The following is a 22,945-nucleotide window of genomic DNA, read 5'->3' as shown; positions in this document are numbered from 1 at the left end:
TCCCCAGCTCGTGTAGCATCCGCGCCTATGAAGTTTCCAGGAAGATTTACCAGCGGCTTGGTTCTGCTGTTCACAAGCTGCGGCGCATTCGCGCAAAGCGAATTGGACGTGCGGATCAAGCCTTCAAACGACGCGTTGAAAGCCAACATCGAAGGCTATATCGGTGGCGTGGGCGAGCGTGATGAAGAGGCCTTGCTGCGGTTCAGCCGTGGTGCCGAAGAGCAGGCGCGCAAAGCCGCCCAGGCACTCGGTTTCTATCAGCCCCGGATCGAAAGCGATGTGAAGGGCGGCGAGAACCCGCGCCTGATCCTCACCATCGACCCCGGCGAACCGGTGCATTTGCGCAACGTGACCATTCGGGTCGACGGCCCTGCCGCGAACCTCAAGGCCTTTCGCGTGCCCGCCAGCGATGACCTCAAGTCCGGCGCCGTGCTCAATCACGGCCACTACGAAGACGCCAAGCGTCTTATCCAGAACCAGTCCTCGCGCTACGGCTTTTTCAGCGGGCGCTTTACCAGTCAGAAACTCTCGGTAGACCCCCAGGCCGGCGTCGCCGATATCGAACTCATCTATGACAGCGGCCCGCGCTACACCTTGGGCAAGGTCAGCTTTGCCGGCGATACGCCCTTTGACGAAGAGCTGCTGCAACGCATGGTGCCGTTTAAAAGTGGCGCCCCCTACGATTCCGAACTGATCGCCGAACTTAACCAGAACCTGCAAGCCAGCGGCTTTTTCGAAGGCGTGCGCGTCGACGCGGCCCCCGCGGCTTCGGCCAATGACGTGATTCCGGTGGCCGTCAACCTGGAGACCCGCAAGCCCCGCACGATGGGCCTGGGCCTGGGTTTCTCCACCGACGTCGGCCCGCGCGGCAAGGCCAACTGGACGCGCCACTGGGTCAACCCCCAGGGCCACAGCTACGGCTGGGAAGCGGAGCTGTCGGCGCCACGGCAGAACGTTGGGCTGTGGTACGACATCCCGCTCGACCCGCCGCTCACCGATAAGCTGCGTTTCGCCGGCGGTTACCAGAATGAAGAAATCGCCAACACCGACACCTTGAGTAAATTGCTCACCCTAGGGCCTGAATGGCACAGCAAGTTGCCCAGTGGCTGGACGCGGGTGATCTCGCTCAAATACCAGCGCGAAGAATATCGCCTGGGCAATGACTCGGGCCTCAGTAACCTGGTGATGCCGGGGATCAGTTATTCCTACCTGCGCAGCGATAACCGCATCGACCCCCATCACGGCTACCGCCTGCAATTCGACAGCAAGGTGGCCAAGGAGGGGTTGGGGTCCGACACCAACCTGCTTTACGGCACGGCCATGGTCAAGGGCCTGACCACCCTGTGGGACAACCACCGCTTCCTGGCGCGGGCGCAGGTCGGCGGTAGTGCGACAAACGGCTACAAGTCGGTGCCGCCGTCATTGCGCTTCTTCGCCGGTGGCGACCAGAGCGTGCGCGGTTACGAGTACCAGACCCTATCACCCGAGAACGACCGGGGTGACCGTATCGGTGGCCGCTACATGGTGGCCCTGAGCGCCGAGTATCAATATTCCATCGCCGAAAAATGGCGGATCGCGACCTTTATCGACCAGGGCAACTCGTTCAACTCCCTGGACTTGCCCAGCCTGAAAACCGGCGTCGGCGTCGGCATTCGCTGGGTCTCGCCGGTCGGCCCGATCCGCTTGGACCTGGCCCATGCCCTGGAAGACCCGGGCGGCGTTCGATTGCACTTTTCCATGGGGCCTGAGCTGTGATGCGTGGTGTGAAAATAGCTGGGCTGGCCGTGTTGGCCATCCTTGCCGTGCTGTTGCTGGCCCTGTGGGCGGTCCTCGGTACCCAGGCGGGCAGTCGCTGGGCGCTGGGGCGTGTACCGGGGTTGAGCGTGGAGAATTTCCAGGGCCGTCTGGGCGGCCAGTGGAGCGCCGATCATCTGGTGTGGGCGCAAGACGGCAGTCGCGTCGAACTCGATGCCCCGACGTTTGACTGGTCACCGGCGTGCCTGCTGCGCATGACCCTGTGCATCAATCGCCTGGACGTGGAGCAAGTCCGCCTGGACGTTGCGCCGAGCACCGAAGAGAGCAGCGGGCCGATTCAATTGCCGGACCTGAAGCTGCCCGTTTCCATTCAGTTGGGCGACGTTCGTGTCGGCAGCCTGCTGTTTAACGGCAGCGAAGAACTCAAGGGCCTGCAACTGGCCGCGCACTGGACCGCCGCCGGCATGCAGATTGACGCGGCGCACCTGCAACGGGACGGCCTGGTGCTGGACCTGAACGGCCTGCTGCAACCCAGTGGCGAATGGCCGCTGACCGCCAGCGGCAACCTGAGCCTGCCCTACGCCCCCGGCGGCGCGCCGTGGACGGTCGCGCTCAAGGTCGAGGGCGACCTGCTCAAGACCCTCAGGCTCGACGCCGACAGCAGCGGCTACCTGCCGGCCAAACTCAAGGGCGAGCTGCAACCCCTGGCGGACAACCTCCCGGCCGAGGTGCATATCACAGCCGATGGCTTCAAACCCAGCGCCGATCTGCCCGACACCCTGCAACTCAATCAACTGGACCTCACCGCCAAGGGTGACCTGGGCAGTGGCTACCAACTGCTGGGCAAGGCTGTGCTGCCGGCGGACAAAGGCCCGGTGGACCTGCTGCTGCAAGGCAAGGTCGACGCCAAGGGCGCGCAGATCGCTGGCCTGGACCTGAATGCCGGCGACAAACAAAGCCTCAAGCTCACGGCGCAGTTGGATTGGCAACAAGGCTTCAGCGCCGAGGCCAAGATCGATTGGCTGGATTTTCCCTGGCATCGCCTCTATCCGCTGATCGACGAGCCACAGGTGGTAGTGCGCACCTTTAACGGTGAGGTTTCCTACAAAGACGGCAACTACCTCGGCAACCTCAAGGCCGACCTTGACGGCCCGGCCGGCAAATTCAATGTGGTCACGCCGTTCAGTGGCGACCTCACGCAAATCTTCCTGCCGGAGCTGAAACTGACCGCCGGCCAAGGCAAGGCCGAAGGGCATCTGAACCTGCAATTTGCCGATGGCATTGCCTGGGATACCGCGTTGGACCTGTCGGCGCTGAACCCGGCGTACTGGGTGGCGGAATTGCCGGGCACGCTGGCTGGCCCCCTGCGCAGCCAAGGTGAATTCAAAAACGAACGGCTCACACTCAACGCCGATCTCGACCTCAAGGGCCGCCTGCGCGGGCAAACCGCAGTGCTGGCGGCCAAGGCCGAAGGCGCGGGCGAGCAATGGACCCTGGCCAACCTGGATATGCGCCTGGGCGACAACCGCATCAACGGCAGCGGCAGCCTGCAGCAACGCCTGGCCGGGCAGATCGACATTAAGCTGGCGCGCCTGGCCCAGCTGTGGCCGCAGCTGCGTGGGCAGGTGAATGGCCGACTCGACGTGGCCGGCAGCCTCAAGGCGCCCCAAGGCAAACTCGACCTCAAGGGCCAGCAACTGGCGTTCGCCGATAATCGCCTGCAAAGCCTGAGCCTGGACGCGAACCTGGACAGTGCCCAGCGCGCGAAAATCGACCTCAAGGGCAGCGGCATTCAAAGCGGCGACACCCAGGTCGGCACGCTCACCGCCAGCGCCCAGGGCGACATCAGGAGCCAGAAGGTCCAACTCGACCTGGCCGGCCCCTTGGTCAAACTGGCCCTGGCCCTGGATGGCAACCTCGACAAAGGCAACTGGCGCGGCCGCCTGGCCAGTGGCGATGTGCAGGCGGGTGGCCAGGACTGGAGGCTGCAAGCGCCGGCAAAAATCGAGCGCATGGCCGACGGCAAGCTGACCTTCGCGGCCCACTGCTGGGTCTCCGGCGCCGCCAGCCTGTGCGGTGAAGACCAGCGCCTGATGCCCGAACCCAAGTTGCGCTACCACCTCAAGCAGTTTCCCATCGACAGCCTGGCGGCGTTTTTGCCCAAGGACTTCGCCTGGCATGGCAAGCTCAACGCCGACATCCAACTGGACTTGCCCGACAGCGGCCCCAAAGGCGTGGTCTCGGTGGATGCCAGTGGCGGCACCCTGCGCGTGAAGGACAAGGACCAGTGGCTGGATTTCCCCTACGACACCCTCAAGCTGGAAACCACCCTCAACCCCAAGCGTATCGACACCCAGCTGAACTTCCGTGGCGGCAAGCTCGGCGAGTTGCTGTTGCAGGCGCAGATCAACCCGTTGCCGAAAAACAAGCCGATCAGCGGCAATTTCAGCCTGACCGGCCTCGATCTCGCCGTGGCACGGCCGTTTGTGCCAATGGTCGAGAAACTCAACGGCAAGCTCAACGGCAGCGGCCGGATCTCCGGAGGATTGCTGGCGCCACAGGTCAACGGCAACCTCAACCTGGTGGGCGGCGAAGTCTCCGGGCCGGAGCTGCCCATCAGCCTTGAAGGCCTGAACGTGCAGGCGCTGATTGCCGGTGAACGCGTGCAGTTGAACGGCGCATGGCGCAGTGGCAAGGCCGGGCAGGGCAGCCTCAAGGGCCAGATCGACTGGGACCAGGCCCTGGCGGTGGACCTCAGCCTGCAAGGGTCGCAACTGCCGGTCACGGTGGAACCCTACGCCACGCTGGAAGTGGCGCCGGACCTGAAAATCAGCCTGAAGAACGACAAACTGGCGATTGCCGGCAAGGTGCGGATCCCACGCGGCGACATTACCGTGCGTGAGTTGCCGCCTTCCACCGTCAAGGTCTCGGATGACACCGTGATCGTCGGCAGCCAGACCGAAGAGGGCAAGCCGCCGATGGCCATGGCCATGGATATCGACGTGGCGGTGGGCGAAGACCAGCTCAACTTCTCGGGCTTTGGCCTGACCGCCAAGGTGCAGGGCCATGTGCACATCGGCGACAACATGGATACCCGTGGCGAGTTGTGGCTCAACGACGGTCGCTATCGTGCCTACGGGCAACGGCTCGATGTGCGCCGTGCACGCCTGCTGTTCGCCGGGCCGCTCGACCAGCCCTATCTGGATATTGAGGCGATTCGTAAGACCAACGATGTGGTGGCCGGCATCCGCCTGAGCGGCAGCGCCGAGCAGCCCACCACACAGATCTTCTCGGAACCGGCCATGAGCCAGGAGCAGGCGCTGTCCTATCTGGTGCTGGGTCGCCCGCTGAGCACCACGGGCGAAGACAACAACATGCTCGCCCAGGCCGCCCTTGGCCTGGGCCTGATGGGCAGCGCCGGGGTCACCTCGGATCTTGCCAACAAGCTGGGCATCCAGGACTTCGACCTCGACACCCAGGGCAGCGGCACCACCACGGCGGTGGTGGCCAGCGGCAAGATCACCGAGAAACTCAGCCTGCGTTACGGCGTGGGGGTGTTCGAACCGGCCAGCACCATCGCCTTGCGCTACCTGCTGAGCAAGAGGGTGTACCTGGAAGTGGCGAGTGGTGTGGCCAGTTCCCTCGACATCTTCTACAAGCGCGATTTCTAGATCCTTTCGCGGTACAAAATGTGGGAGGGGGCTTGCCCCCGATAGCAGTCGTTCAGTCAACACATCAGTGACTGACCCAACGCTATCGGGGGCAAGCCCCCTCCCACATTAGCAAGCAAGCTAATTATTCCATTTGACTTTCGCTGCCTAGGCAGTAACATCTCGTCATACATTCACTGCCTAGGCAGTAATAAGGTGACTTCCGATGCCTCACTTCACCCCCGAAAACTTCCACAACTGCCACCTTGGCCTGTTGCTGGGCCGTGCGGCGATCCTAAAGGACCGCATCATCGACACCCACATGGAACCCCACGGCATCACTGCCGCGCAGTTCAAGGTGTTGATCATCATGGCCCAGTTCGGCGTCGACACCCCGGCGGAGCTGTGCCGCAACCTGTCCCTGGACAGCGGTTCGATGACCCGCATGCTCGACCGGCTGGAGCAGAAAAAATTGCTCAGCCGCCAGCGTTCCGAACTGGACCGTCGCCAGGTGCAGTTGGTGCTGACTGCCGACGGCCAGCGCCTGGCAGACATGCTGCCGCACATAGGCGCCCAAGCGTTGAACCAGCTGGCGGGCGTACTTGAGCCCGGCGAGCTGCAAACCCTGGAACGGATCCTCAAGAAAATTCTGATAGCTGCCGGTGATCCCATCACCCTGCAGCGGGTAGGTAAAGAATGAACACACGTGCCCTATGCCTGGTGCTTGCGGCCATGAGCATGGCCGGTTGCGCCAACTTCAGCGGCCTCGACACCCAGGGCAAGCGCCTCGACGCCAACACCTTGCAAACCGGCAAATCCCTGAGCGGCGTGACCCTGTCGAATGCTGCCTGGCCCAGCGCCGACTGGTGGAAAAGTCTCGGCGACCCGCAGCTCGACGGCCTGATCCAGGAAGCCCTGCAAAACAGTCCCGACATGCAAGTCGCCAGCGCCCGTGCCCATCAGGCCGAAGCCGCCGCCTATGCCGCGAATGCCGCGCGCATGCCGACCCTGGATGCCAGCGCCGGCGTGAGCCGTTCACGCCTGGCCCAGGACCAGGACCCGCGCGGCGAGGGCGATGCCTATTCGACCGTGCGTAATATCGGTGCCAGCTTCAATTACAACTTCGACCTCTGGGGTGGCCAGCGCGCCGCCTGGGAAGCCGCGTTGGGCCAGGCCCGCGCCGCCGAAGTCGACCAGCAGGCCGCGCGCCTGACCCTCGCCGCCGATGTGGCCAAGGCCTACAGCGACCTGGGCCAGGCGCATATCGTGCGAGACCTGGCCAGCGATGACCTCAAGCGCACCCGGCAAATGCTCGACTTGAGCAAGCGTCGCCTCAGCGCGGGCATCGACAGCCAGTACCAGTACCAGCAGACCGAGAGCCTGGAAGCCAGCTCCCAGTCGCAACTGATCGACGCGGAAAAACAACTGCAGAGCGCCAAGATCGCCCTGGCGGTGTTGCTCGGCAAAGGTCCGGACCGTGGCAGCGAATTGGCCCGCCCGAATGTGCTCAAGCCCGCCGCTGTCGCCGTGCCTTCGGTGTTGCCCGCCGAATTGCTGGGCCGCCGCCCGGACCTGATCGCCGCGCGCTGGAGAGTCGAGGCCGCGAGCAAGGACGTCGCCGCCAGCAAGACGCGCTTCTACCCCAACCTCAACCTCAGCGCGAGCGCCGGGGCCGAGTCGTTGCTGGGCGATGCGATGTTCGGCTCGGCCAGCCGCTTCTTCAACATTGCGCCGACGATCTCGTTGCCGATCTTCGATGGCGGCCGCCTGCGCGCCGACCTCGATGCACGCGATGCCGACTACGACCTGGCGGTAGCCCAGTACAACAAGACCTTGGTGCAGGCCTTGGGCGATATCGGCAACACCCTTTCGCAACTGCGCGAAACCGGTCGGCAGATCCAGGCCCAGCAACATGCTGCGGACATTGCCCAGCAGTCTTACGTCACCGGCATGCAGCGCTACAGCTCAGGGATCGGTAACTACCTGGATGTGCTCAGCATCGAGCAGCAATTGCTGCAGGCCCAGCGTCAGCTGGCGACCCTGAATGCCGGGCAAATCGATCTGTCGATTCAATTGATGCAGGCCCTGGGTGGCGGATACAGCGCCGACAACGTGGCGTCGACCACCCCAGCCACACGCACGGAATAATTTGAGGTATTTGTCATGGCCACTGCCGAAAACACTAACGCTACAGAACAACCCAAAGACAACAACCCACGCAAACGCAAAGTCATGCTGATTGGCCTGGTGCTGATCGTCATCCTCTGTGTGGTGGGCGTATGGGGCTGGTATGAACTCTACGGGCGCTTCAACGAAAGCACCGATGATGCCTATGTGAACGGCAACGTGGTGGAAATCACCCCGCTGGTCACCGGCACCGTGGTCAGCATCGGCGCCGACGATGGCGACCTGGTCCACGAAGGCCAGGTGCTGATCAACTTCGACCCCAACGACGCCGCCGTCGGCCTGCAAAGTGCCCAGGCCAACCTGGCCCGCACCGTGCGCCAGGTGCGTGGCTTGTACAGCAACGTCGATGGCATGAAAGCCCAGGTCAACGCACAGAAAGCCGACGTGCAAACCGCCCAGGACAATTTCAACCGCCGTAAGACCCTGGCCCAGGGCGGCGCGATTTCCCAGGAAGAACTGTCCCACGCCCGTGACAGCCTGACCGCCGCCAAGAACGCCCTGACCAACCTTGAGCAACAACTCAAGACCAGCAACGCGCTGGTGGATGACACCGTGATCTCGTCCCACCCGGACGTGCAAGCGGCCGCTGCGCAACTGCGCCAGGCGTACCTGGCCAATGCCCGCAGCACCTTGATCGCACCGGTCACCGGCTATGTGGCCAAGCGCACCGTGCAACTGGGCCAGCGTGTGCAGCCGGGTACTGCGCTGATGGCGGTGATCCCGCTGAACCAGCTGTGGATCGACGCCAACTTCAAGGAAACCCAGCTGCGCGATATGCGCATTGGCCAGCCGGTGGACATTGAGTCGGACATCTATGGCAGCGATGTTAAGTACAGCGGCACCGTAGATAGCCTCGGCGCCGGTACCGGCAGCGCGTTTGCCCTGCTGCCGGCGCAGAACGCCACCGGTAACTGGATCAAGATCGTGCAACGGGTGCCGGTACGCATCCACATCAATGCCGAAGAACTGGCCAAGCACCCGCTGCGGGTCGGCTTGAGCACGGTGGTGAATGTGGACCTGCATGACCAGAGCGGCCCGGTGCTGGCGCAACAGGCGCCGCAGAAGGCTTCGTTCACCACCAACGTGTATGACCGCCAATTGGCCGAGGCTGACGCCATGATCACCCAGTTGATCCATGACAACAGCATCGCCGCGCCCAAGGCTGTGCAACGCTGATGAGCAATAACGCCTCCTTCACGCCGCCCAGCCTGTTGATGGCCACTATTGGCCTGTCGCTGGCGACCTTTATGCAGGTGCTCGACACCACCATCGCCAACGTGGCGTTGCCGACCATTTCCGGCAACCTCGGCGTGAGTTCGGAGCAGGGCACCTGGGTCATCACCTCGTTTGCGGTGAGCAACGCCATCGCCTTGCCGCTCACCGGTTGGTTGAGCCGGCGTTTTGGCGAAGTGAAGCTGTTTTTGTGGGCCACCATTCTGTTTGTGCTGGCCTCGTTCCTCTGCGGTATTTCCACCTCGATGCCCGAGTTGATCGGCTTCCGGGTGCTGCAAGGCCTGGTGGCCGGGCCGTTGTACCCGATGACCCAGACCTTGCTGATCGCGGTCTACCCGCCGGCCAGGCGTGGCATGGCCCTGGCGCTGTTGGCGATGGTCACGGTGGTGGCGCCGATTGCGGGGCCGATCCTCGGTGGCTGGATCACTGACAGCTACAGCTGGCCGTGGATCTTCTTTATCAACGTCCCCATCGGTATCTTTGCGGTGATGGTGGTGCGTTCGCAGCTCAAGAAACGCCCGGTGGAGACCAGCTACCAACCGATGGATTACGTCGGGCTGCTCAGCCTGATCGTCGGTGTCGGCGCCCTGCAGATCATCCTCGACAAGGGCAACGATCTGGACTGGTTCGAATCCAACTTCATCATTGTGGGCGCGGCGATTTCGGTGATTGCCCTGGCGGTGTTCATCATCTGGGAAATGACCGACAAGCACCCGGTGGTCAACCTGCGGCTGTTTGCCTACCGTAACTTTCGCATCGGCACGATTGTGTTGATCCTGGGGTACGCGGGCTTCTTCGGCATCAACCTGATCCTGCCGCAGTGGCTGCAAACCCAGATGGGCTATACCGCCACCTGGGCCGGCCTGGCGGTGGCGCCGATCGGCATCCTGCCGGTGCTGATGTCACCGTTTGTGGGCAAGTACGCGCACAAGTTCGACCTGCGCCTGCTGGCAGGCCTGGCGTTCCTGGCGATTGGCCTGAGCTGCTTTATGCGCGCGGGCTTCACCAATGAGGTGGACTTCACCCACATCGCCCTGGTGCAGTTGTTCATGGGCATCGGCGTGGCGCTGTTCTTCATGCCGACCTTGAGCATCCTGATGTCCGACCTGCCACCGCATCAGATTGCCGACGGCGCTGGTCTTGCGACCTTTCTGCGGACCCTGGGCGGCAGTTTTGCGGCCTCGTTGACCACCTGGATCTGGATTCGCCGGGCAGACCAGCACCATGCGTACATGAGCGAGAACATGACCACCTATGACTCCGCCACCCGCGACGCGCTGCAGGCGCTCGGTGGGGCAGGGCACAAGGCCTACGCGCAACTGGACCAGATCCTCACCAGCCAGGCGTACATGATGTCCACCGTGGATTACTTCACGTTGCTGGGGTGGATGTTCATGGGGTTGATGCTGCTGGTGTGGCTGGCGAAGCCGCCGTTTGGTGCCAAGGCAGGTCCGGAAGCGTCCGGCCACTGATTGGCAAAGACTGAAATGCAATCAATTATGGGAGGGGGCTTGCCCCCTCCCACATTTTGATCTCTGTTCACATTGGATCAGTGGGATTCGAGGATCAGGCGCCAGGCAACGCCAACTGCGGATTGACGAAGTCAAACGCCGCCAACTGAAAGCCTTGCTCATCTGCCTGCAACGCCCAGCCCTGCTTGTCCCAATCCCCCAGCACAATGCGCTTGGCCGCCTGGTCGCCAATCTGCAGCTTATGGATCGCCGGGCGGTGCGTATGGCCGTGGACCAGGGTGCGCACGCCGAACTGCTGCATCACCCGCGGCACTTCCTCGGGCGTGACATCGACAATGTCGTTGGCCTTCATGCGCGTTTGCGCACGGCTTTCACTGCGCAGCTTGCGCGCCAGCCGATGGCGGGTGCGCAACGGCAAGTGACGCAGGATAAACAGCACAATCGGGTTACGCAGGATGCGCCGCAGCTTCATATAGCCAAGGTCGCGGGTGCAGAGGCTGTCGCCGTGCATCAACAGCACGGGTTCGCCTGCGAGCTGCACGACACTCGGATCCTTGAGCAACGTGGCGCCTGCCGCTTTGCAGAACGCTTTGCCGAGCAGGAAGTCGCGGTTGCCATGCATGATAAAAATCGGGGTACCGCTGTCGCTCAGCTCGCGCAGAGCCTCGCAGATCGAACGCTGGAAGGGCGTCATCCCATCGTCGCCAATCCAGGCTTCAAAGAAGTCCCCCAGAATGTACAACGCCTGGGCGCCACGGGCGCCGGTGTGGAGCAGATCCAGAAACGCCCGGGTAATGTCCGGGCGTTCCTCTTCCAGATGCAAATCTGAAATCAGTAATATCACTCAACGATCTCGGCTTTCTCGACGATCACGTCTTCGACCGGAACGTCCTGGTGACCGGCCTTGGAGGTGGTCGACACGCCTTTGATCTTGTCGACAACGTCCTGGCCTTCGGTGACTTTACCGAACACGGCGTAGCCCCAGCCCTGTACGTTCTTGCCGCTGTGGTTCAGGAAGGCGTTGTCGGCCACGTTGATGAAGAACTGCGCGGAGGCCGAATGCGGCTCCATGGTACGGGCCATGGCGACGGTGTACTTGTCGTTGGAAAGGCCGTTGTCCGCTTCGTTCTGGATGCTTGGGCGCTTGTCTTTCTTTTCTTTCATGCCCGGCTCGAAACCGCCGCCCTGGACCATGAAGTTACCGATGACACGGTGGAAAACCGTGTTTTCGTAGTGGCCGGCCTTAACGTACTCGATGAAGTTGGCGACGGTGATCGGCGCTTTCTCGGCGTTCAGCTCGATGACGATGTCACCGTGGTTGGTGGTCAGTTTGACTTGGGTCATGTTCACTACTCTTTTCAGGGAATTCGTGGGTTTGGACGCCTGGGGCGCCTTACCTGTCTGGCTAAACGGCGGCCAAGGCGCGCAGTTTAGCGTGCCCGGCAGGAATTTCGAGGTGGTTTTTTACCGCCCGGTTAATTAAAGCAGCAGTTTTTGGTCGTGACCTGTCAGTGTCTTGACAGCATCAGCTATGATATCGCCTTTGTTTTATCTGGCCCCAACCGGCCACGAACCTGTCTGTTCAAGGATCCTATGAGCAAGCCCACTGTCGACCCTACCTCGAATTCCAAGGCCGGACCTGCCGTCCCGGTCAATTTCCTGCGCCCGATCATCCAGGCGGACCTGGATTCGGGCAAGCACACGCAGATCGTCACCCGCTTCCCGCCAGAGCCCAACGGCTACCTGCACATCGGTCACGCCAAGTCGATCTGTGTGAACTTCGGCCTGGCCCAGGAGTTCGGTGGCGTCACGCACCTGCGTTTCGACGACACCAACCCGGCCAAGGAAGACCAGGAATACATCGACGCCATCGAAAGCGACATCAAGTGGCTGGGCTTCGAGTGGTCCGGTGAAGTGCGCTATGCCTCCAAGTACTTCGACCAGCTGTTCGACTGGGCCGTCGAGCTGATCAAGGCCGGCAAGGCCTACGTCGACGACCTCACTCCGGAGCAGGCCAAGGAATACCGTGGCACGCTGACCGAACCGGGCAAGAACAGCCCGTTCCGCGACCGTTCGGTAGAAGAGAACCTCGACTGGTTCGCCCGCATGCGCGCCGGTGAGTTCCCGGACGGCGCCCGCGTGCTGCGCGCCAAGATCGACATGGCCTCGCCGAACATGAACCTGCGCGACCCGATCATGTACCGCATCCGCCACGCCCACCACCACCAGACCGGCGACAAGTGGTGCATCTACCCGAACTACGACTTCACCCACGGCCAGTCGGACGCCATCGAAGGCATCACCCACTCCATCTGCACCCTGGAGTTCGAGAGCCATCGCCCGCTGTACGAGTGGTTCCTGGACAGCCTGCCTGTACCGGCGCACCCGCGTCAGTACGAATTCAGCCGCCTGAACCTCAACTACACCATCACCAGCAAGCGCAAGCTCAAGCAACTGGTGGATGAAAAGCACGTCAATGGCTGGGACGACCCACGCATGTCGACCCTGTCGGGCTTCCGCCGCCGCGGCTACACCCCGGCGTCGATCCGCAACTTCTGCGAGATGGTCGGCACCAACCGCTCCGACGGTGTGGTCGACTACGGCATGCTCGAGTTCAGCATCCGCCAGGACCTCGACGCGAACGCGCCGCGCGCCATGTGCGTGCTGCGTCCGTTGAAAGTCGTGATTACCAACTACCCGGAAGACAAGGTCGACCACCTCGAACTGCCGCGTCATCCGCAGAACGAAGCACTGGGCGTGCGCAAGCTGCCGTTTTCGCGTGAAATCTACATCGACCGCGATGACTTCATGGAAGAGCCGCCCAAAGGCTACAAGCGCCTGGAGCCGAACGGCGAAGTGCGCCTGCGCGGCAGCTACGTGATCCGTGCCGACGAAGCGATCAAGGACGCCGATGGCAACATCGTCGAACTGCGTTGCTCCTACGACCCGGAAACCCTGGGCAAAAACCCTGAAGGCCGCAAGGTCAAGGGCGTGATCCACTGGGTGCCGGCCGCTGCCAGCATCGAGTGCGAAGTGCGCCTGTACGATCGCCTGTTCCGTTCGCCGAACCCTGAGAAGGCCGAAGACAGCGCCAGTTTCCTCGACAACATCAACCCAGACTCCCTGCAAGTTCTCACCGGTTGTCGTGCCGAACCCTCTTTGGGCGACGCACAGCCGGAAGACCGTTTCCAGTTCGAGCGCGAAGGCTACTTCTGCGCGGATATCAAGGACTCGAAACCTGGTCAGCCGGTATTCAACCGTACCGTGACCTTGCGTGATTCGTGGGGCCAGTGATTCTGTTTTAAGGAACTGTCGTGCTAACGATCTACAACACACTCAGCAAGACCAAAGAAGTCTTCAAGCCGCTGGATGGCAACAAGGTGCGCATGTACGTGTGCGGCATGACCGTGTACGACTACTGCCACATCGGCCACGGCCGCAGCATGGTTGCCTTCGACCTGGTGACCCGCTGGTTGCGTTTCAGCGGCTATGACTTGACCTATGTGCGCAACATCACCGACATCGACGACAAGATCATCAACCGCGCCAATGAAAACGGCGAGTCGTTCGACGCGCTGACCGAGCGCATGATCGCCGCCATGCACGAGGACGAGGCGCGCCTCAACATCCTCAAGCCGGACATGGAGCCGCGTGCCACGGACCACATCCCTGGCATGCACGCGATGATCCAGACCCTGATCGACAAGGGTTACGCCTACGCTCCAGGCAACGGCGACGTGTACTACCGCGTCGCCAAGTTCATGGGCTATGGCAAGCTGTCGCGCAAGAAAATCGAAGACCTGCGCATTGGCGCGCGTATCGAAGTCGACGAAGCCAAGCAGGATCCGCTCGACTTCGTACTGTGGAAAGGCACCAAGCCCGGCGAGCCGAGCTGGGAATCGCCGTGGGGCGCCGGGCGTCCGGGCTGGCACATCGAGTGCTCGGTGATGTCCACCTGCTGCCTGGGTGAGACCTTCGACATTCATGGCGGCGGCAGCGACCTCGAGTTCCCGCACCACGAAAACGAAATCGCCCAGAGCGAAGCCGCCACCGGCAAGACCTACGCCAACGCCTGGATGCACTGCGGCATGATCCGCATCAATGGCGAGAAGATGTCCAAGTCCTTGAACAACTTCTTCACCATCCGCGACGTGCTGGAAAAGTACCACCCGGAAGTGGTGCGTTACCTGCTGGTGTCCAGCCACTACCGCAGCGCCATCAACTACTCGGAAGACAACCTCAAGGACGCCAAGGGCGCCCTGGAGCGGTTCTACCACGCGTTGAAAGGCTTGCCCGCTGTTGCACCGGCGGGCGGCGAAGCGTTCGTGGCACGGTTTACCGAAGTCATGAACGACGACTTCGGCACCCCCGAAGCCTGCGCCGTGCTGTTCGAGATGGTGCGCGAGATCAACCGGTTGCGTGAGACTGATCTCGACGCGGCAGCGGGTCTGGCGGCGCGCCTGAAAGAACTGGCGAGCGTGCTGGGTGTGTTGCAGATGGAAGCCGACGACTTCCTGCAAGCCGGCGCTGAAGGGCGTGTGGATGCGGCTGAGGTCGATGCGCTGATCCAGGCGCGTTTGGCGGCGCGTGCCAACAAAGACTGGGCGGAATCCGACCGTATCCGTGACCAACTGACCGCGATGGGTGTGGTGTTGGAAGATGGGAAGGGCGGGACGACATGGCGGTTGGCTGATCAGGCTTGATTGACTGCTGAATGAAAAACGCCCCGACTGGTTCGGGGCGTTTTTTTGCATACCGTTTTAGTGAGCGGCTCATCCGATCCCGTGTGGGAGGGGCGGCGCGACGATTCGACTTGCCCCCGATAACGGTGGCTCAGCCAACATACCTGCCAACAGTGCCGCCGCCTTCGAAGCCTCGCTAAAGCTCGACATCTCCCACAGGGGATTGGCGGTATCCTTGAGATCTACAGCCGGGCTGCTTTCTACCTGTCAACAACGATCAAGTGTGGGAGGGGGCTTGCTCCCGATAGCGGTGGGTCAGCCAACATACCTGCCAACAGTACCGCCGTCTTCGAAGCCTCGCTAAAGCTCGACATCTCCCACAGGGGATTGGCGGTATCCATGAGATCTGCAGCGGGGCTGCTTTCTATCTGCCCACGGCGATCAAGTACAGGAGGGGGCTTGGGCTCATGGTCTGTTTCTTCAGAGGACTGCATCTGGAAAAGGGATGGATCTAGCCGCTGGAAACCTGCGAAAGCTGTGTTAGATACGGAGGTGCCGTAGTGACGTCATAAGCACTCTTTGTCGCGTCGTTATGAATCGTCTCGTGGTATCTGCCGTCCTTGAAATGCAGGGCTACGCCATCATCGGCTGCGTAGGCGGGTTGTGTACCTTTGAGCCGGACAAGCTCAACAAACGAAGTTTCTCTTCCCGCCTCTGAACTGAAATGCGGACACAGCGCTCCTGGCAGAAAACCCAGGCCGGCAATCAGGGCGAACGCTCCCCCTGAATCGGAGTGCCCGTACTCAAACCAGCAAATCGCCCCTGCACTGACACCACACAGGACCTTGCCGTTTTCCCATGCTTTTTTCAGAAGGTCCACTGTCCCAAACTCACGCCAGATAGCCAACATGGCACGGGTATTCCCGCCTGCCACGTAGATGATGTCGGCTTGCTCAATCAACGACGAAATATGATCTGGGCTGGGAAAGGGTGGAATGAAAAATGCCAGCGTGCGTACGTTGCAACCAGCGCTCTCATATTTGGCCGTGAAGTCGGCAATCTTTACACGGTCGTCGCCGTTGGCGGTGGAGATATAGAGAACCGTGGGATGGGCCTTGCCGGATGAAGCGACGATATGTTCGTCGATGCGGGTCATGCGCTGCATGTCTTCAGCGGACTCGCCGCCAATGACAATAATATGTTTAGTCATCCTGACCTCCAGTCCGTGTTACGCGGCGCGAGTGCCTGCTATCAGTTGATATCGACTCTGAACAAAACCATTGTCCGACACGTGGGTTCCGACATGGCGAAGCCCACGCTCACTGCCAACCTGGCCGAACAGTGGAATGCCTTGCCCCAGCAATACCGGGATACGCGTAATGATCAGCTCATTGACCAGGCCCGCTTCAAGAAACGCCTGGACCGTTTGGCCACCGTCGATATAGAGATGCTTCATACCGCGTTCGGCTAACATTGCCACGAGTGAGGTTACCTCTGCCGCCATGACCTCGACCTTGCCCTCCAAATGCGCCGGTAGCTCCAGTCGCTGGCGGGAGAGTGCAATGACCGGCGTCCCCTCATAGGGCCACTCGGGGAAGGATAAGACTTTCTCCAGGGTTTTGCGGCCCATCACGAGCGCATCGACCGTGGCGATGAAGCGCTCATACGTCACGCCGTTCAACTCGGCGGTTTCGTATTCCGGTTTGTGCAACCATTCGATATCACCGTCGGGGCGAGCAATAAAGCCGTCGACGCTGGCTGCGATAAAGACGGAGCATTTGAGATCCATGGCGAAAACTCCCTTTTGTGCGCTTGGACGTGAAGATAGCCATAACTTGCTGATTTTAAAAAATTAATTTTTCAATTAAAGCCTGGGATTTCACATCAAGGATCGTTCCCAGGGCTCAGCGGCGGCTGCTGACCTCAGCCGGTACATCATCACCGGCCATACGCTTGCGAAACAGCGCCGTACGCGCCAGCAGCAACGTGGTCACCGGCACGGTGATCGCCAACAAAATCGGTATCAACCACCCGTGCAACACCGGCCCGGACTTGAGCACCGAAAAGTAGATGATCGACGCCAACGCCACGCACCACGCGCCCAGCGTCGAGGCCAGTGCAGGCGGGTGCATGCGCTGGAAGAAGTCTTTCATGCGCAGCAAGCCAATCGCGCCGATCAGTGCGAACACGCTGCTCAACACCAGCAGGACCGCGACGACGATTTCCATCCATAACGGCATCATTCAATTACCTCCCCACGCAGCAGGAATTTCGCCAGGGCAAACGAGCCCACGAAGCCGAACAGCGCAATCAGCAGCGCCGCTTCAAAGTAGGTGTCACTGGCATAACGAATACCGAGCACCAGCATCATCAGCATCGCCAGGATGTACAGATAGTCCAGCGCCAGTACCCGGTCTTGAGCTGAAGGGCCTTTGAACAGGCGGATTAACGTCAGCACCATGGCCAGTGAGAACAGGAACAGGCTGAACAGGATCGCATTGGAGAGCAGGGGGCTCATTCGAAGATCTCCATCAATGGCCGCTCGTAGGCGCTTTTGAAGTGTTCGATAAACGCCGCTTCATCCTCCAGGTCGAACACGTGCAGCAGCAGGATGCTGCGGTCCAGCGCCAGTTCCGACCAGATGGTGCCGGGGACCACGGTGGTGATCATCGACAGGGCGGCGAGGCCGTTGGGGTCGCGCAGGTTCAGGGGGATTTTGACGAAGTGCGAACGCGGTGGGCGTGAACCGCACATCAGCACGCCCCAGGCCACTTGCAGGTTGGAGACGATCACATCGCGGCCGACCACGAAGAACAGGCGGATGATCACGCCGGGGCGGCGGACGCGGATCGGCAGCGGGCGCAGCGGCGCCATCAGCAGCGGTGCGAGAAAGCCCAGCAGCGCGCCCAGCAGCAGGTTGCCGGGGCTGACGGACAGGTTCAGCACCAGCCACAGCAACCACAATGCCAGCGACAACCACGGGGCAGGCAACAGGCGCTTCATGGTTGCACCTCCAGGGCGGCGGTCTTGGCTTCGGGGCTTGGAACCGGGCGGGTCGCCATCACCGCCATGACGTAGTTCTCCGGATTGTTCAGGCTCTGGGCAGTAGCCTGGGTGTAGCGCATCAGCGGCTCGGCCTTGAAGGTCAGCAGGATGCTCAGGCCCAGCAGGAAGAAGATCGGCACGCATTCATAGCGGCGCAGCAAGGGCGATGGGCGCTCTTCCGGGGTCCAGAAACGCTGGATGCCCAGGCGGGCGAAAGCAATCAGCGAGGCCAGACCAGAGAGGATCAACAGCGCCACCAAACCCCAGGCCGCAGGACGAACAGGTTCATCCACGCTGACGCCCAGGCCCAGAGGATTAACCAGCGCACTCAGCAGGCTGAGCTTGCCGATAAACCCGGACAGCGGCGGCATGCCGATAATCAGCAGGGCGCAGGCGACAAAGCTCAAGCCAAGGAAGGCCATGGTCCACGGGATTACCTGGCCGACCACGGCTTTCTGCTCATCATCCAGGTTGACGCCAGGGCGCGGATGCAGGGATTCCATGGCCTTGGGCAGTGCGTCGATCTCTTCATCCAGCGGCAGGTCGTTGGCCGAGCGCGAACGTTCGATCAATTCGGCCAGCAGGAACAGCGCGCTCAACGCCAGCGTGGAGCTGACCAGATAGAACAGCGCTCCGGCGGTCAGGCTTGGCTGGGCGAAACCAACGGCCGACAGCAGGATCCCGGCCGAGACCAGGATGCTCAAGCTGGCCATGCGCTCCAGTCGCTGCGCCGCCAGCATCGCCAGCGCCGCGCAGATGATCGTGGCCATGCCGCCGTACACCAGCCAGTCGCCGCCGAACAATGCCGACGCGCCGGCCTGGCCGGAGAACAGCAGGGTCCACAGGCGCAGCACGGTGTACACGCCGACCTTGGTCATGATCGCGAACATCGCCGCCACCGGCGCACTGGCCGAGGAGTAGGCGGGGGCCAGCCAGAAGTTCAGCGGCCACATGCCGGCCTTGGCCAGGAATGCGGTGGCGAGGATCGCCGCACCGGCATGCAGCAGGCCGCGATCGGCCTCGGGCACGAGTGGGATTTTCAGCGCCAGATCAGCGAAATTCAGCGTACCGGTGACGCCGTAGATCATCGCCGCGCCAATCAGGAACAACGACGACGCCAGCAGGTTGATCGCGATGTAATGCAGGCCCGACGATACCCGCGCCCGGCCCGAGCCGTGCAGCATCAAGCCGTAGGACGCCGCCAGCAGCACCTCGAAGAACACGAACAGGTTGAACAGGTCCGCCGTGAGGAACGCGCCGTACAGGCCCATCATCTGGATCTGGAACAGCGCATGGAAGCTGGTACCGGCACGGTCCCAACGGGCCATGGCGAACAGCAGCGCACTCACGCCGATGATCCCGGTGAGCACCAGCATCAATGCCGAGAGTTGGTCCACCACCAGCACGATACCGAACGGCACCTGCCAGTTGCCCGGCAGGTAGACGCCAATCGAGCCGGGGCCACCTTGTTGCGTCCAGTACAGCAGCAAAACGGCAATGCCCAGACCGATCAGGCTGGAGAACAGATTGATCTTGGCTTTGAGCGGGCGGCGTTTTTCACCGAGCATCAGCATCAGCGCGGCGGTGAGCAACGGCAGCAAGATGGGGGCGACGATCAGTTGGTTGACCCAATTCATTCCTTGGGCTCCCGGCCGTCCACATGGTCAGTGCCGGTCAGGCCCCGTGACGCCAGCAGCACCACCAGGAACAGCGCAGTCATGGCGAAACTGATCACGATGGCCGTGAGCACCAGGGCCTGGGGCAGGGGGTCGGTGTAGTTGAGCAGGTCTTGCGGCACGCCGTCCTTGATGATCGGCTCCTTGCCGATAAACAGGCTGCCCATGCTGAAAATGAACAGGTTGACCCCGTAGGACAGCAGGCACAGGCCCATCACCACCTGGAACGTCCGTGGCCGCAGGATCAACCAGACGCCGGAGGCTGCCAGGACCCCAATGGCAATTGCGATGACTTCTTCCATCAGGCGGCTCCTTCGGTGGCGGCGACTACTTTGGCCTGGTTGCTCGGTTTATGCGCACGCACCGACTGGTGACCGAGGGCGGTGAGCATCAGCAGTGTCGAGCCGACGACCATGGCGTATACGCCGACGTCGAAGAACAAGGCGCTGGCGATATGAATATCGCCCAGCAGCGGCAGGCTGAGATGCCAGGTGTGGGTGGTGAGGAACGGGTAGCCGACAAACAACGCGCCGATCCCGGTCAGCGTCGCCGAGAACAGGCCGAAGCCCATCCAGCGCATCGGCCGCAGGCTCATCTGCGCCTCGACCCACTGGGTGCCGGCGACCATGTATTGCAGGATAAACGCCACCGACATCACCAGGCCGGCGACAAACCCGCCGCCCGGTTGGTTGTGGCCGCGCATGAACAGGTAGAACGACACCACCAGCGCAATCGGCAGCAGCAGGCGCACCAGCACCGCCGGCACCATCATGAAGCCCAGTGCGGTGTCGCTGGCCTGGCGCGGGTTGACCAGGTCAGTGGCCACGTCGGGTGCCAACTGCCGCTGTTGCGAGGGCAGTTGCATACTTTCCTTGGACGGGCGGAAGCGCCGCAGCAGGGCGTAGACGGTCAGCGCCACGGCGCCGAGTACGGTGATTTCGCCGAGGGTATCGAAGCCACGGAAGTCCACCAGCATCACGTTCACCACATTGCTGCCACCCCCTTCGGGCAGGGCGCGGCTCAAGTAGAACGAGGAAATATCGTTGGGCGTCTGGCGCGTCAGCATCGCGTAGGACAGCAACGCCATCCCGCCGCCCACCACGGTGGACAGCAGGAAGTCGCGCAGACGACGGATGCGGGCCTTGCGCAGCGAACCGGGCAGTGGCGATACCTCTTCGATCCGCCGAGGCAGCCAGCGCAGGCCCAGCAGGATCAGCACGGTGGTGACGACTTCTACCACCAACTGCGTCAGCGCCAGGTCTGGCGCCGAGAACCACACGAAGGTGATGCAGGTCATCAGGCCGCACACGCTGACCATGGTCAGGGCCGCGAGCCGGTGATACTTGGCTTGCCAGGCGGCGCCCAGGGCACAGGCGATCGCCAGCAGCCACAGGGTGACGAACACGATGGAGCCCGGGATCTTCGGCCGGTCGCCCCAGGTAAGGCCGCTGTTGATCATCGGGATCATGGCGCCGATCACTGCGACGATCACCAACAGGAACAATTGGGTCTGGAGGCGCTTGGTGCTGATGCGTTTCTCGATCCTGCGCACGCCGCGCATCATCACCACCAGGCTGCGCTCGAAGCCGCGCTTGCCGTTGAAGTAGCTGATGACCGGCGGGTACTTGAAGCGGCCGCGCTTGAGTTGTTTGCGCAACAGCAGGTAGAGCACCACGCCACCGGACATGGCCACCAGGCTCATGATCATCGGCGCATTCCAGCCATGCCAGATCGCCAGGCTATATTCCGGCAGCACGCCGCCGACCACCGGCAGCGCTGCGGCGGCGAGGATCGAACCGACCACCTGGGCCGGGAAGATCCCCACCAGCAGGCAAGTGAATACCAGCAGCTCAACCGGGGCGCGCATCCAGCGCGGGGGTTCGTGAGGCGTGTGGGGTAAGTCGGTGGCGGGCGGGCCGAAGAACACATCCACGGTAAAGCGCAGGGCGTAGGCCACGCTGAACGTACCGGCGATGGTCGCGATCATGGGCAGGGCGATTTCCACCCATTGGGTTGACGAGATAAACACGGTTTCGGCGAAGAACATCTCTTTGGACAGGAAACCATTGAGCAATGGCACGCCCGCCATGGATGCGCTGGCCACCATCGCCAGGGTCGCGGTAAACGGGATCAACCGCACCAGCCCGCTGAGTTTGCGGATGTCCCGCGTGCCGCTTTCGTGGTCGATGATGCCCGCCGCCATGAACAGCGAGGCCTTGAAAGTGGCGTGATTGAGGATGTGGAACACGGCGGCGACAGCGGCCAGCGGGCTGTTGAGGCCCAGCAGCAGGGTGATCAGCCCGAGGTGGCTGATGGTGGAATAGGCTAAAAGGCCTTTGAGATCATTCTGGAACATGGCGCAGTAAGCGCCGAGGAGGAGGGTGAGCGCGCCGGCACCGCCGACGATCCAGAACCATTCTTCGCTGCCGGACAGCGACGGCCACAGGCGGGCCAGCAGGAACACGCCGGCTTTCACCATCGTCGCCGAGTGCAGATAGGCTGACACCGGGGTCGGTGCGGCCATGGCATGGGGCAGCCAGAAGTGGAACGGGAACTGCGCGCTTTTGCTCAGGGCGCCGATCAGCACCAGGGCGAGCATCACCGGGTACAGCGAATGCGCGCGAATCTGGTCGCCGGCGGCCAGCACCCGATCCAGGTCATAGCTGCCGACGATATGCCCCAGCAGCATCACCCCGGCCAGCAGGCACAAGCCGCCCGCGCCGGTGACCATCAACGCCATGTACGCACCACGACGCGCATCGGCGCGGTGGTGCCAGTAGCCGATCAACAGGAACGAGAACAGGCTGGTCAGTTCCCAGAAGAACACGATCTGGATCAGGTTGCCGGAAATCACCAGCCCGAGCATCGCGCCCATAAAGGCCAGGAAAAATGCGAAGAAACGCGGCACCGGATCGTCCGGTGACATGTAGTAGCGCGCATACAGAGACACCAGCGCGCCGATGCCGAGCACCAGCATCGAGAACAGCCAGGCAAACCCATCCATGCGCAGCACGAAGTTCAGCCCAAGGCTGGGCAACCACATGAATTCTTCGCGGATCACGCCACCGTGGGCGATCTGGGGGTAGAGCAGGGCGACTTGAACGGTTCCCACCAGGGCCACAAGGCCAGCCAGCAGGGATTCGGTGTTACGTGCATTGTGCGGCAGCAAGGCCGCTAGACAGCTGCCAATGAACGGCAGAAGCAGTAGAACTATCAGGGACATAGGCTTCTAATCTGCGGGAGTT

General features: G+C 62.0%; 18 protein-coding genes. 8 read left to right on the top strand and 10 right to left on the bottom strand.

The window, feature by feature from the left end:
* Positions 1–27 precede the first annotated feature (27 nt).
* The 6 genes from M2397_RS15905 to M2397_RS15880 all read left to right on the top strand — a co-directional run bounded on the left by M2397_RS15905 (position 28) and on the right by M2397_RS15880 (position 10,297).
* On the top strand, positions 28–1,755 hold the full coding sequence (locus M2397_RS15905) for an autotransporter assembly complex family protein (RefSeq protein WP_259244002.1): 1,728 nt from the start codon (positions 28–30) through the stop codon (positions 1,753–1,755).
* Complete coding sequence (locus M2397_RS15900; RefSeq protein WP_259244000.1) at positions 1,755–5,426, top strand: translocation/assembly module TamB domain-containing protein; 3,672 nt, start codon at positions 1,755–1,757, stop codon at positions 5,424–5,426. The genes M2397_RS15905 and M2397_RS15900 overlap by 1 nt, the downstream gene beginning before the upstream one ends.
* 205 nt (positions 5,427–5,631) lie before the next feature.
* A complete protein-coding gene (locus M2397_RS15895) occupies positions 5,632–6,105 on the top strand; it encodes a MarR family winged helix-turn-helix transcriptional regulator (RefSeq protein WP_145337635.1) in 474 nt (157 codons plus the stop codon).
* On the top strand, positions 6,102–7,553 hold the full coding sequence (locus M2397_RS15890) for an efflux transporter outer membrane subunit (RefSeq protein WP_259243998.1): 1,452 nt from the start codon (positions 6,102–6,104) through the stop codon (positions 7,551–7,553). The genes M2397_RS15895 and M2397_RS15890 overlap by 4 nt, the downstream gene beginning before the upstream one ends.
* Before the next feature lie 15 nt (positions 7,554–7,568).
* A complete protein-coding gene (locus M2397_RS15885) occupies positions 7,569–8,768 on the top strand; it encodes an efflux RND transporter periplasmic adaptor subunit (protein WP_131698099.1) in 1,200 nt (399 codons plus the stop codon).
* Positions 8,768–10,297 (top strand): DHA2 family efflux MFS transporter permease subunit, encoded by a 1,530-nt coding sequence (locus tag M2397_RS15880; protein ID WP_131698098.1) that lies wholly within the window; start codon positions 8,768–8,770, stop codon positions 10,295–10,297. Before M2397_RS15885 ends, M2397_RS15880 begins: the two co-directional genes overlap by 1 nt.
* Before the next feature lie 94 nt (positions 10,298–10,391).
* On the opposite strand, the gene lpxH is transcribed toward M2397_RS15880, so the two are convergent.
* Both lpxH and M2397_RS15870 read right to left on the bottom strand, forming a co-directional pair.
* Positions 10,392–11,141: a UDP-2,3-diacylglucosamine diphosphatase gene (gene lpxH, locus M2397_RS15875; RefSeq protein ID WP_259243995.1), complete on the bottom strand. Its 750-nt coding sequence runs from the start codon at positions 11,139–11,141 to the stop codon at positions 10,392–10,394.
* Complete coding sequence (locus tag M2397_RS15870) at positions 11,138–11,641, bottom strand: peptidylprolyl isomerase (RefSeq protein ID WP_065927032.1); 504 nt, start codon at positions 11,639–11,641, stop codon at positions 11,138–11,140. Before M2397_RS15870 ends, lpxH begins: the two co-directional genes overlap by 4 nt.
* Positions 11,642–11,890: 249 nt before the next feature.
* On the opposite strand from M2397_RS15870, the gene M2397_RS15865 reads away from it, so the two are divergent.
* Positions 11,891–13,591, top strand: coding sequence for a glutamine--tRNA ligase/YqeY domain fusion protein (locus tag M2397_RS15865; RefSeq protein WP_131698096.1), 1,701 nt, complete (start codon positions 11,891–11,893; stop codon positions 13,589–13,591).
* A gap of 20 nt (positions 13,592–13,611) precedes the next feature.
* Complete coding sequence (gene cysS, locus M2397_RS15860; protein ID WP_145337639.1) at positions 13,612–15,000, top strand: cysteine--tRNA ligase; 1,389 nt, start codon at positions 13,612–13,614, stop codon at positions 14,998–15,000.
* Between the two features lie 490 nt (positions 15,001–15,490).
* Here the strand turns inward: cysS and M2397_RS15855 are convergent, their stop codons facing one another.
* The 8 genes from M2397_RS15855 to M2397_RS15820 form a co-directional block, all read right to left on the bottom strand.
* A complete protein-coding gene (locus M2397_RS15855; protein WP_259243992.1) occupies positions 15,491–16,189 on the bottom strand; it encodes a peptidase E in 699 nt (232 codons plus the stop codon).
* A gap of 18 nt (positions 16,190–16,207) precedes the next feature.
* Complete coding sequence (locus tag M2397_RS15850) at positions 16,208–16,768, bottom strand: dihydrofolate reductase family protein (protein ID WP_259243991.1); 561 nt, start codon at positions 16,766–16,768, stop codon at positions 16,208–16,210.
* Positions 16,769–16,883: 115 nt separating this feature from the next.
* Positions 16,884–17,222 carry a Na+/H+ antiporter subunit G gene (locus M2397_RS15845; protein ID WP_027606290.1) on the bottom strand — a complete coding sequence of 113 codons (339 nt, stop codon included), beginning with the start codon at positions 17,220–17,222 and terminating at the stop codon, positions 16,884–16,886.
* Positions 17,219–17,497: a K+/H+ antiporter subunit F gene (locus M2397_RS15840; RefSeq protein ID WP_024076217.1), complete on the bottom strand. Its 279-nt coding sequence runs from the start codon at positions 17,495–17,497 to the stop codon at positions 17,219–17,221. The genes M2397_RS15845 and M2397_RS15840 overlap by 4 nt, the downstream gene beginning before the upstream one ends.
* On the bottom strand, positions 17,494–17,982 hold the full coding sequence (locus tag M2397_RS15835; RefSeq protein WP_145337642.1) for a Na+/H+ antiporter subunit E: 489 nt from the start codon (positions 17,980–17,982) through the stop codon (positions 17,494–17,496). Before M2397_RS15835 ends, M2397_RS15840 begins: the two co-directional genes overlap by 4 nt.
* A complete protein-coding gene (locus M2397_RS15830) occupies positions 17,979–19,661 on the bottom strand; it encodes a monovalent cation/H+ antiporter subunit D (RefSeq protein ID WP_167655684.1) in 1,683 nt (560 codons plus the stop codon). Before M2397_RS15830 ends, M2397_RS15835 begins: the two co-directional genes overlap by 4 nt.
* Positions 19,658–20,002, bottom strand: coding sequence for a Na+/H+ antiporter subunit C (locus tag M2397_RS15825; protein WP_003192163.1), 345 nt, complete (start codon positions 20,000–20,002; stop codon positions 19,658–19,660). Before M2397_RS15825 ends, M2397_RS15830 begins: the two co-directional genes overlap by 4 nt.
* Positions 20,002–22,923 (bottom strand): monovalent cation/H+ antiporter subunit A, encoded by a 2,922-nt coding sequence (locus M2397_RS15820; RefSeq protein WP_259243988.1) that lies wholly within the window; start codon positions 22,921–22,923, stop codon positions 20,002–20,004. Before M2397_RS15820 ends, M2397_RS15825 begins: the two co-directional genes overlap by 1 nt.
* Positions 22,924–22,945: the final 22 nt, after the last annotated feature.

This window comes from Pseudomonas sp. BIGb0381, from assembly GCF_024809815.1.
Lineage (GTDB): Bacteria > Pseudomonadota > Gammaproteobacteria > Pseudomonadales > Pseudomonadaceae > Aquipseudomonas.
This window is presented reverse-complemented; position numbering and strand designations above follow the sequence as displayed.

Bases quoted from the DNA above. Each gene is read 5' to 3' on its own strand.
- M2397_RS15855 (WP_259243992.1), bottom strand. From the start codon at position 16,189: ATGACTAAACATATTATTGTCATTGGCGGCGAGTCCGCTGAAGACATG.
- M2397_RS15895 (WP_145337635.1), top strand. From the start codon at position 5,632: ATGCCTCACTTCACCCCCGAAAACTTCCACAACTGCCACCTTGGCCTG.
- M2397_RS15870 (WP_065927032.1), bottom strand. From the start codon at position 11,641: ATGACCCAAGTCAAACTGACCACCAACCACGGTGACATCGTCATCGAG.
- M2397_RS15905 (WP_259244002.1), top strand. From the start codon at position 28: ATGAAGTTTCCAGGAAGATTTACCAGCGGCTTGGTTCTGCTGTTCACA.
- M2397_RS15840 (WP_024076217.1), bottom strand. From the start codon at position 17,497: ATGAGCCCCCTGCTCTCCAATGCGATCCTGTTCAGCCTGTTCCTGTTC.
- M2397_RS15890 (WP_259243998.1), top strand. From the start codon at position 6,102: ATGAACACACGTGCCCTATGCCTGGTGCTTGCGGCCATGAGCATGGCC.
- M2397_RS15830 (WP_167655684.1), bottom strand. From the start codon at position 19,661: ATGAATTGGGTCAACCAACTGATCGTCGCCCCCATCTTGCTGCCGTTG.
- M2397_RS15880 (WP_131698098.1), top strand. From the start codon at position 8,768: ATGAGCAATAACGCCTCCTTCACGCCGCCCAGCCTGTTGATGGCCACT.
- M2397_RS15835 (WP_145337642.1), bottom strand. From the start codon at position 17,982: ATGAAGCGCCTGTTGCCTGCCCCGTGGTTGTCGCTGGCATTGTGGTTG.
- M2397_RS15850 (WP_259243991.1), bottom strand. From the start codon at position 16,768: ATGGATCTCAAATGCTCCGTCTTTATCGCAGCCAGCGTCGACGGCTTT.
- M2397_RS15885 (WP_131698099.1), top strand. From the start codon at position 7,569: ATGGCCACTGCCGAAAACACTAACGCTACAGAACAACCCAAAGACAAC.
- M2397_RS15845 (WP_027606290.1), bottom strand. From the start codon at position 17,222: ATGATGCCGTTATGGATGGAAATCGTCGTCGCGGTCCTGCTGGTGTTG.
- M2397_RS15865 (WP_131698096.1), top strand. From the start codon at position 11,891: ATGAGCAAGCCCACTGTCGACCCTACCTCGAATTCCAAGGCCGGACCT.
- M2397_RS15820 (WP_259243988.1), bottom strand. From the start codon at position 22,923: ATGTCCCTGATAGTTCTACTGCTTCTGCCGTTCATTGGCAGCTGTCTA.
- M2397_RS15825 (WP_003192163.1), bottom strand. From the start codon at position 20,002: ATGGAAGAAGTCATCGCAATTGCCATTGGGGTCCTGGCAGCCTCCGGC.
- M2397_RS15900 (WP_259244000.1), top strand. From the start codon at position 1,755: ATGCGTGGTGTGAAAATAGCTGGGCTGGCCGTGTTGGCCATCCTTGCC.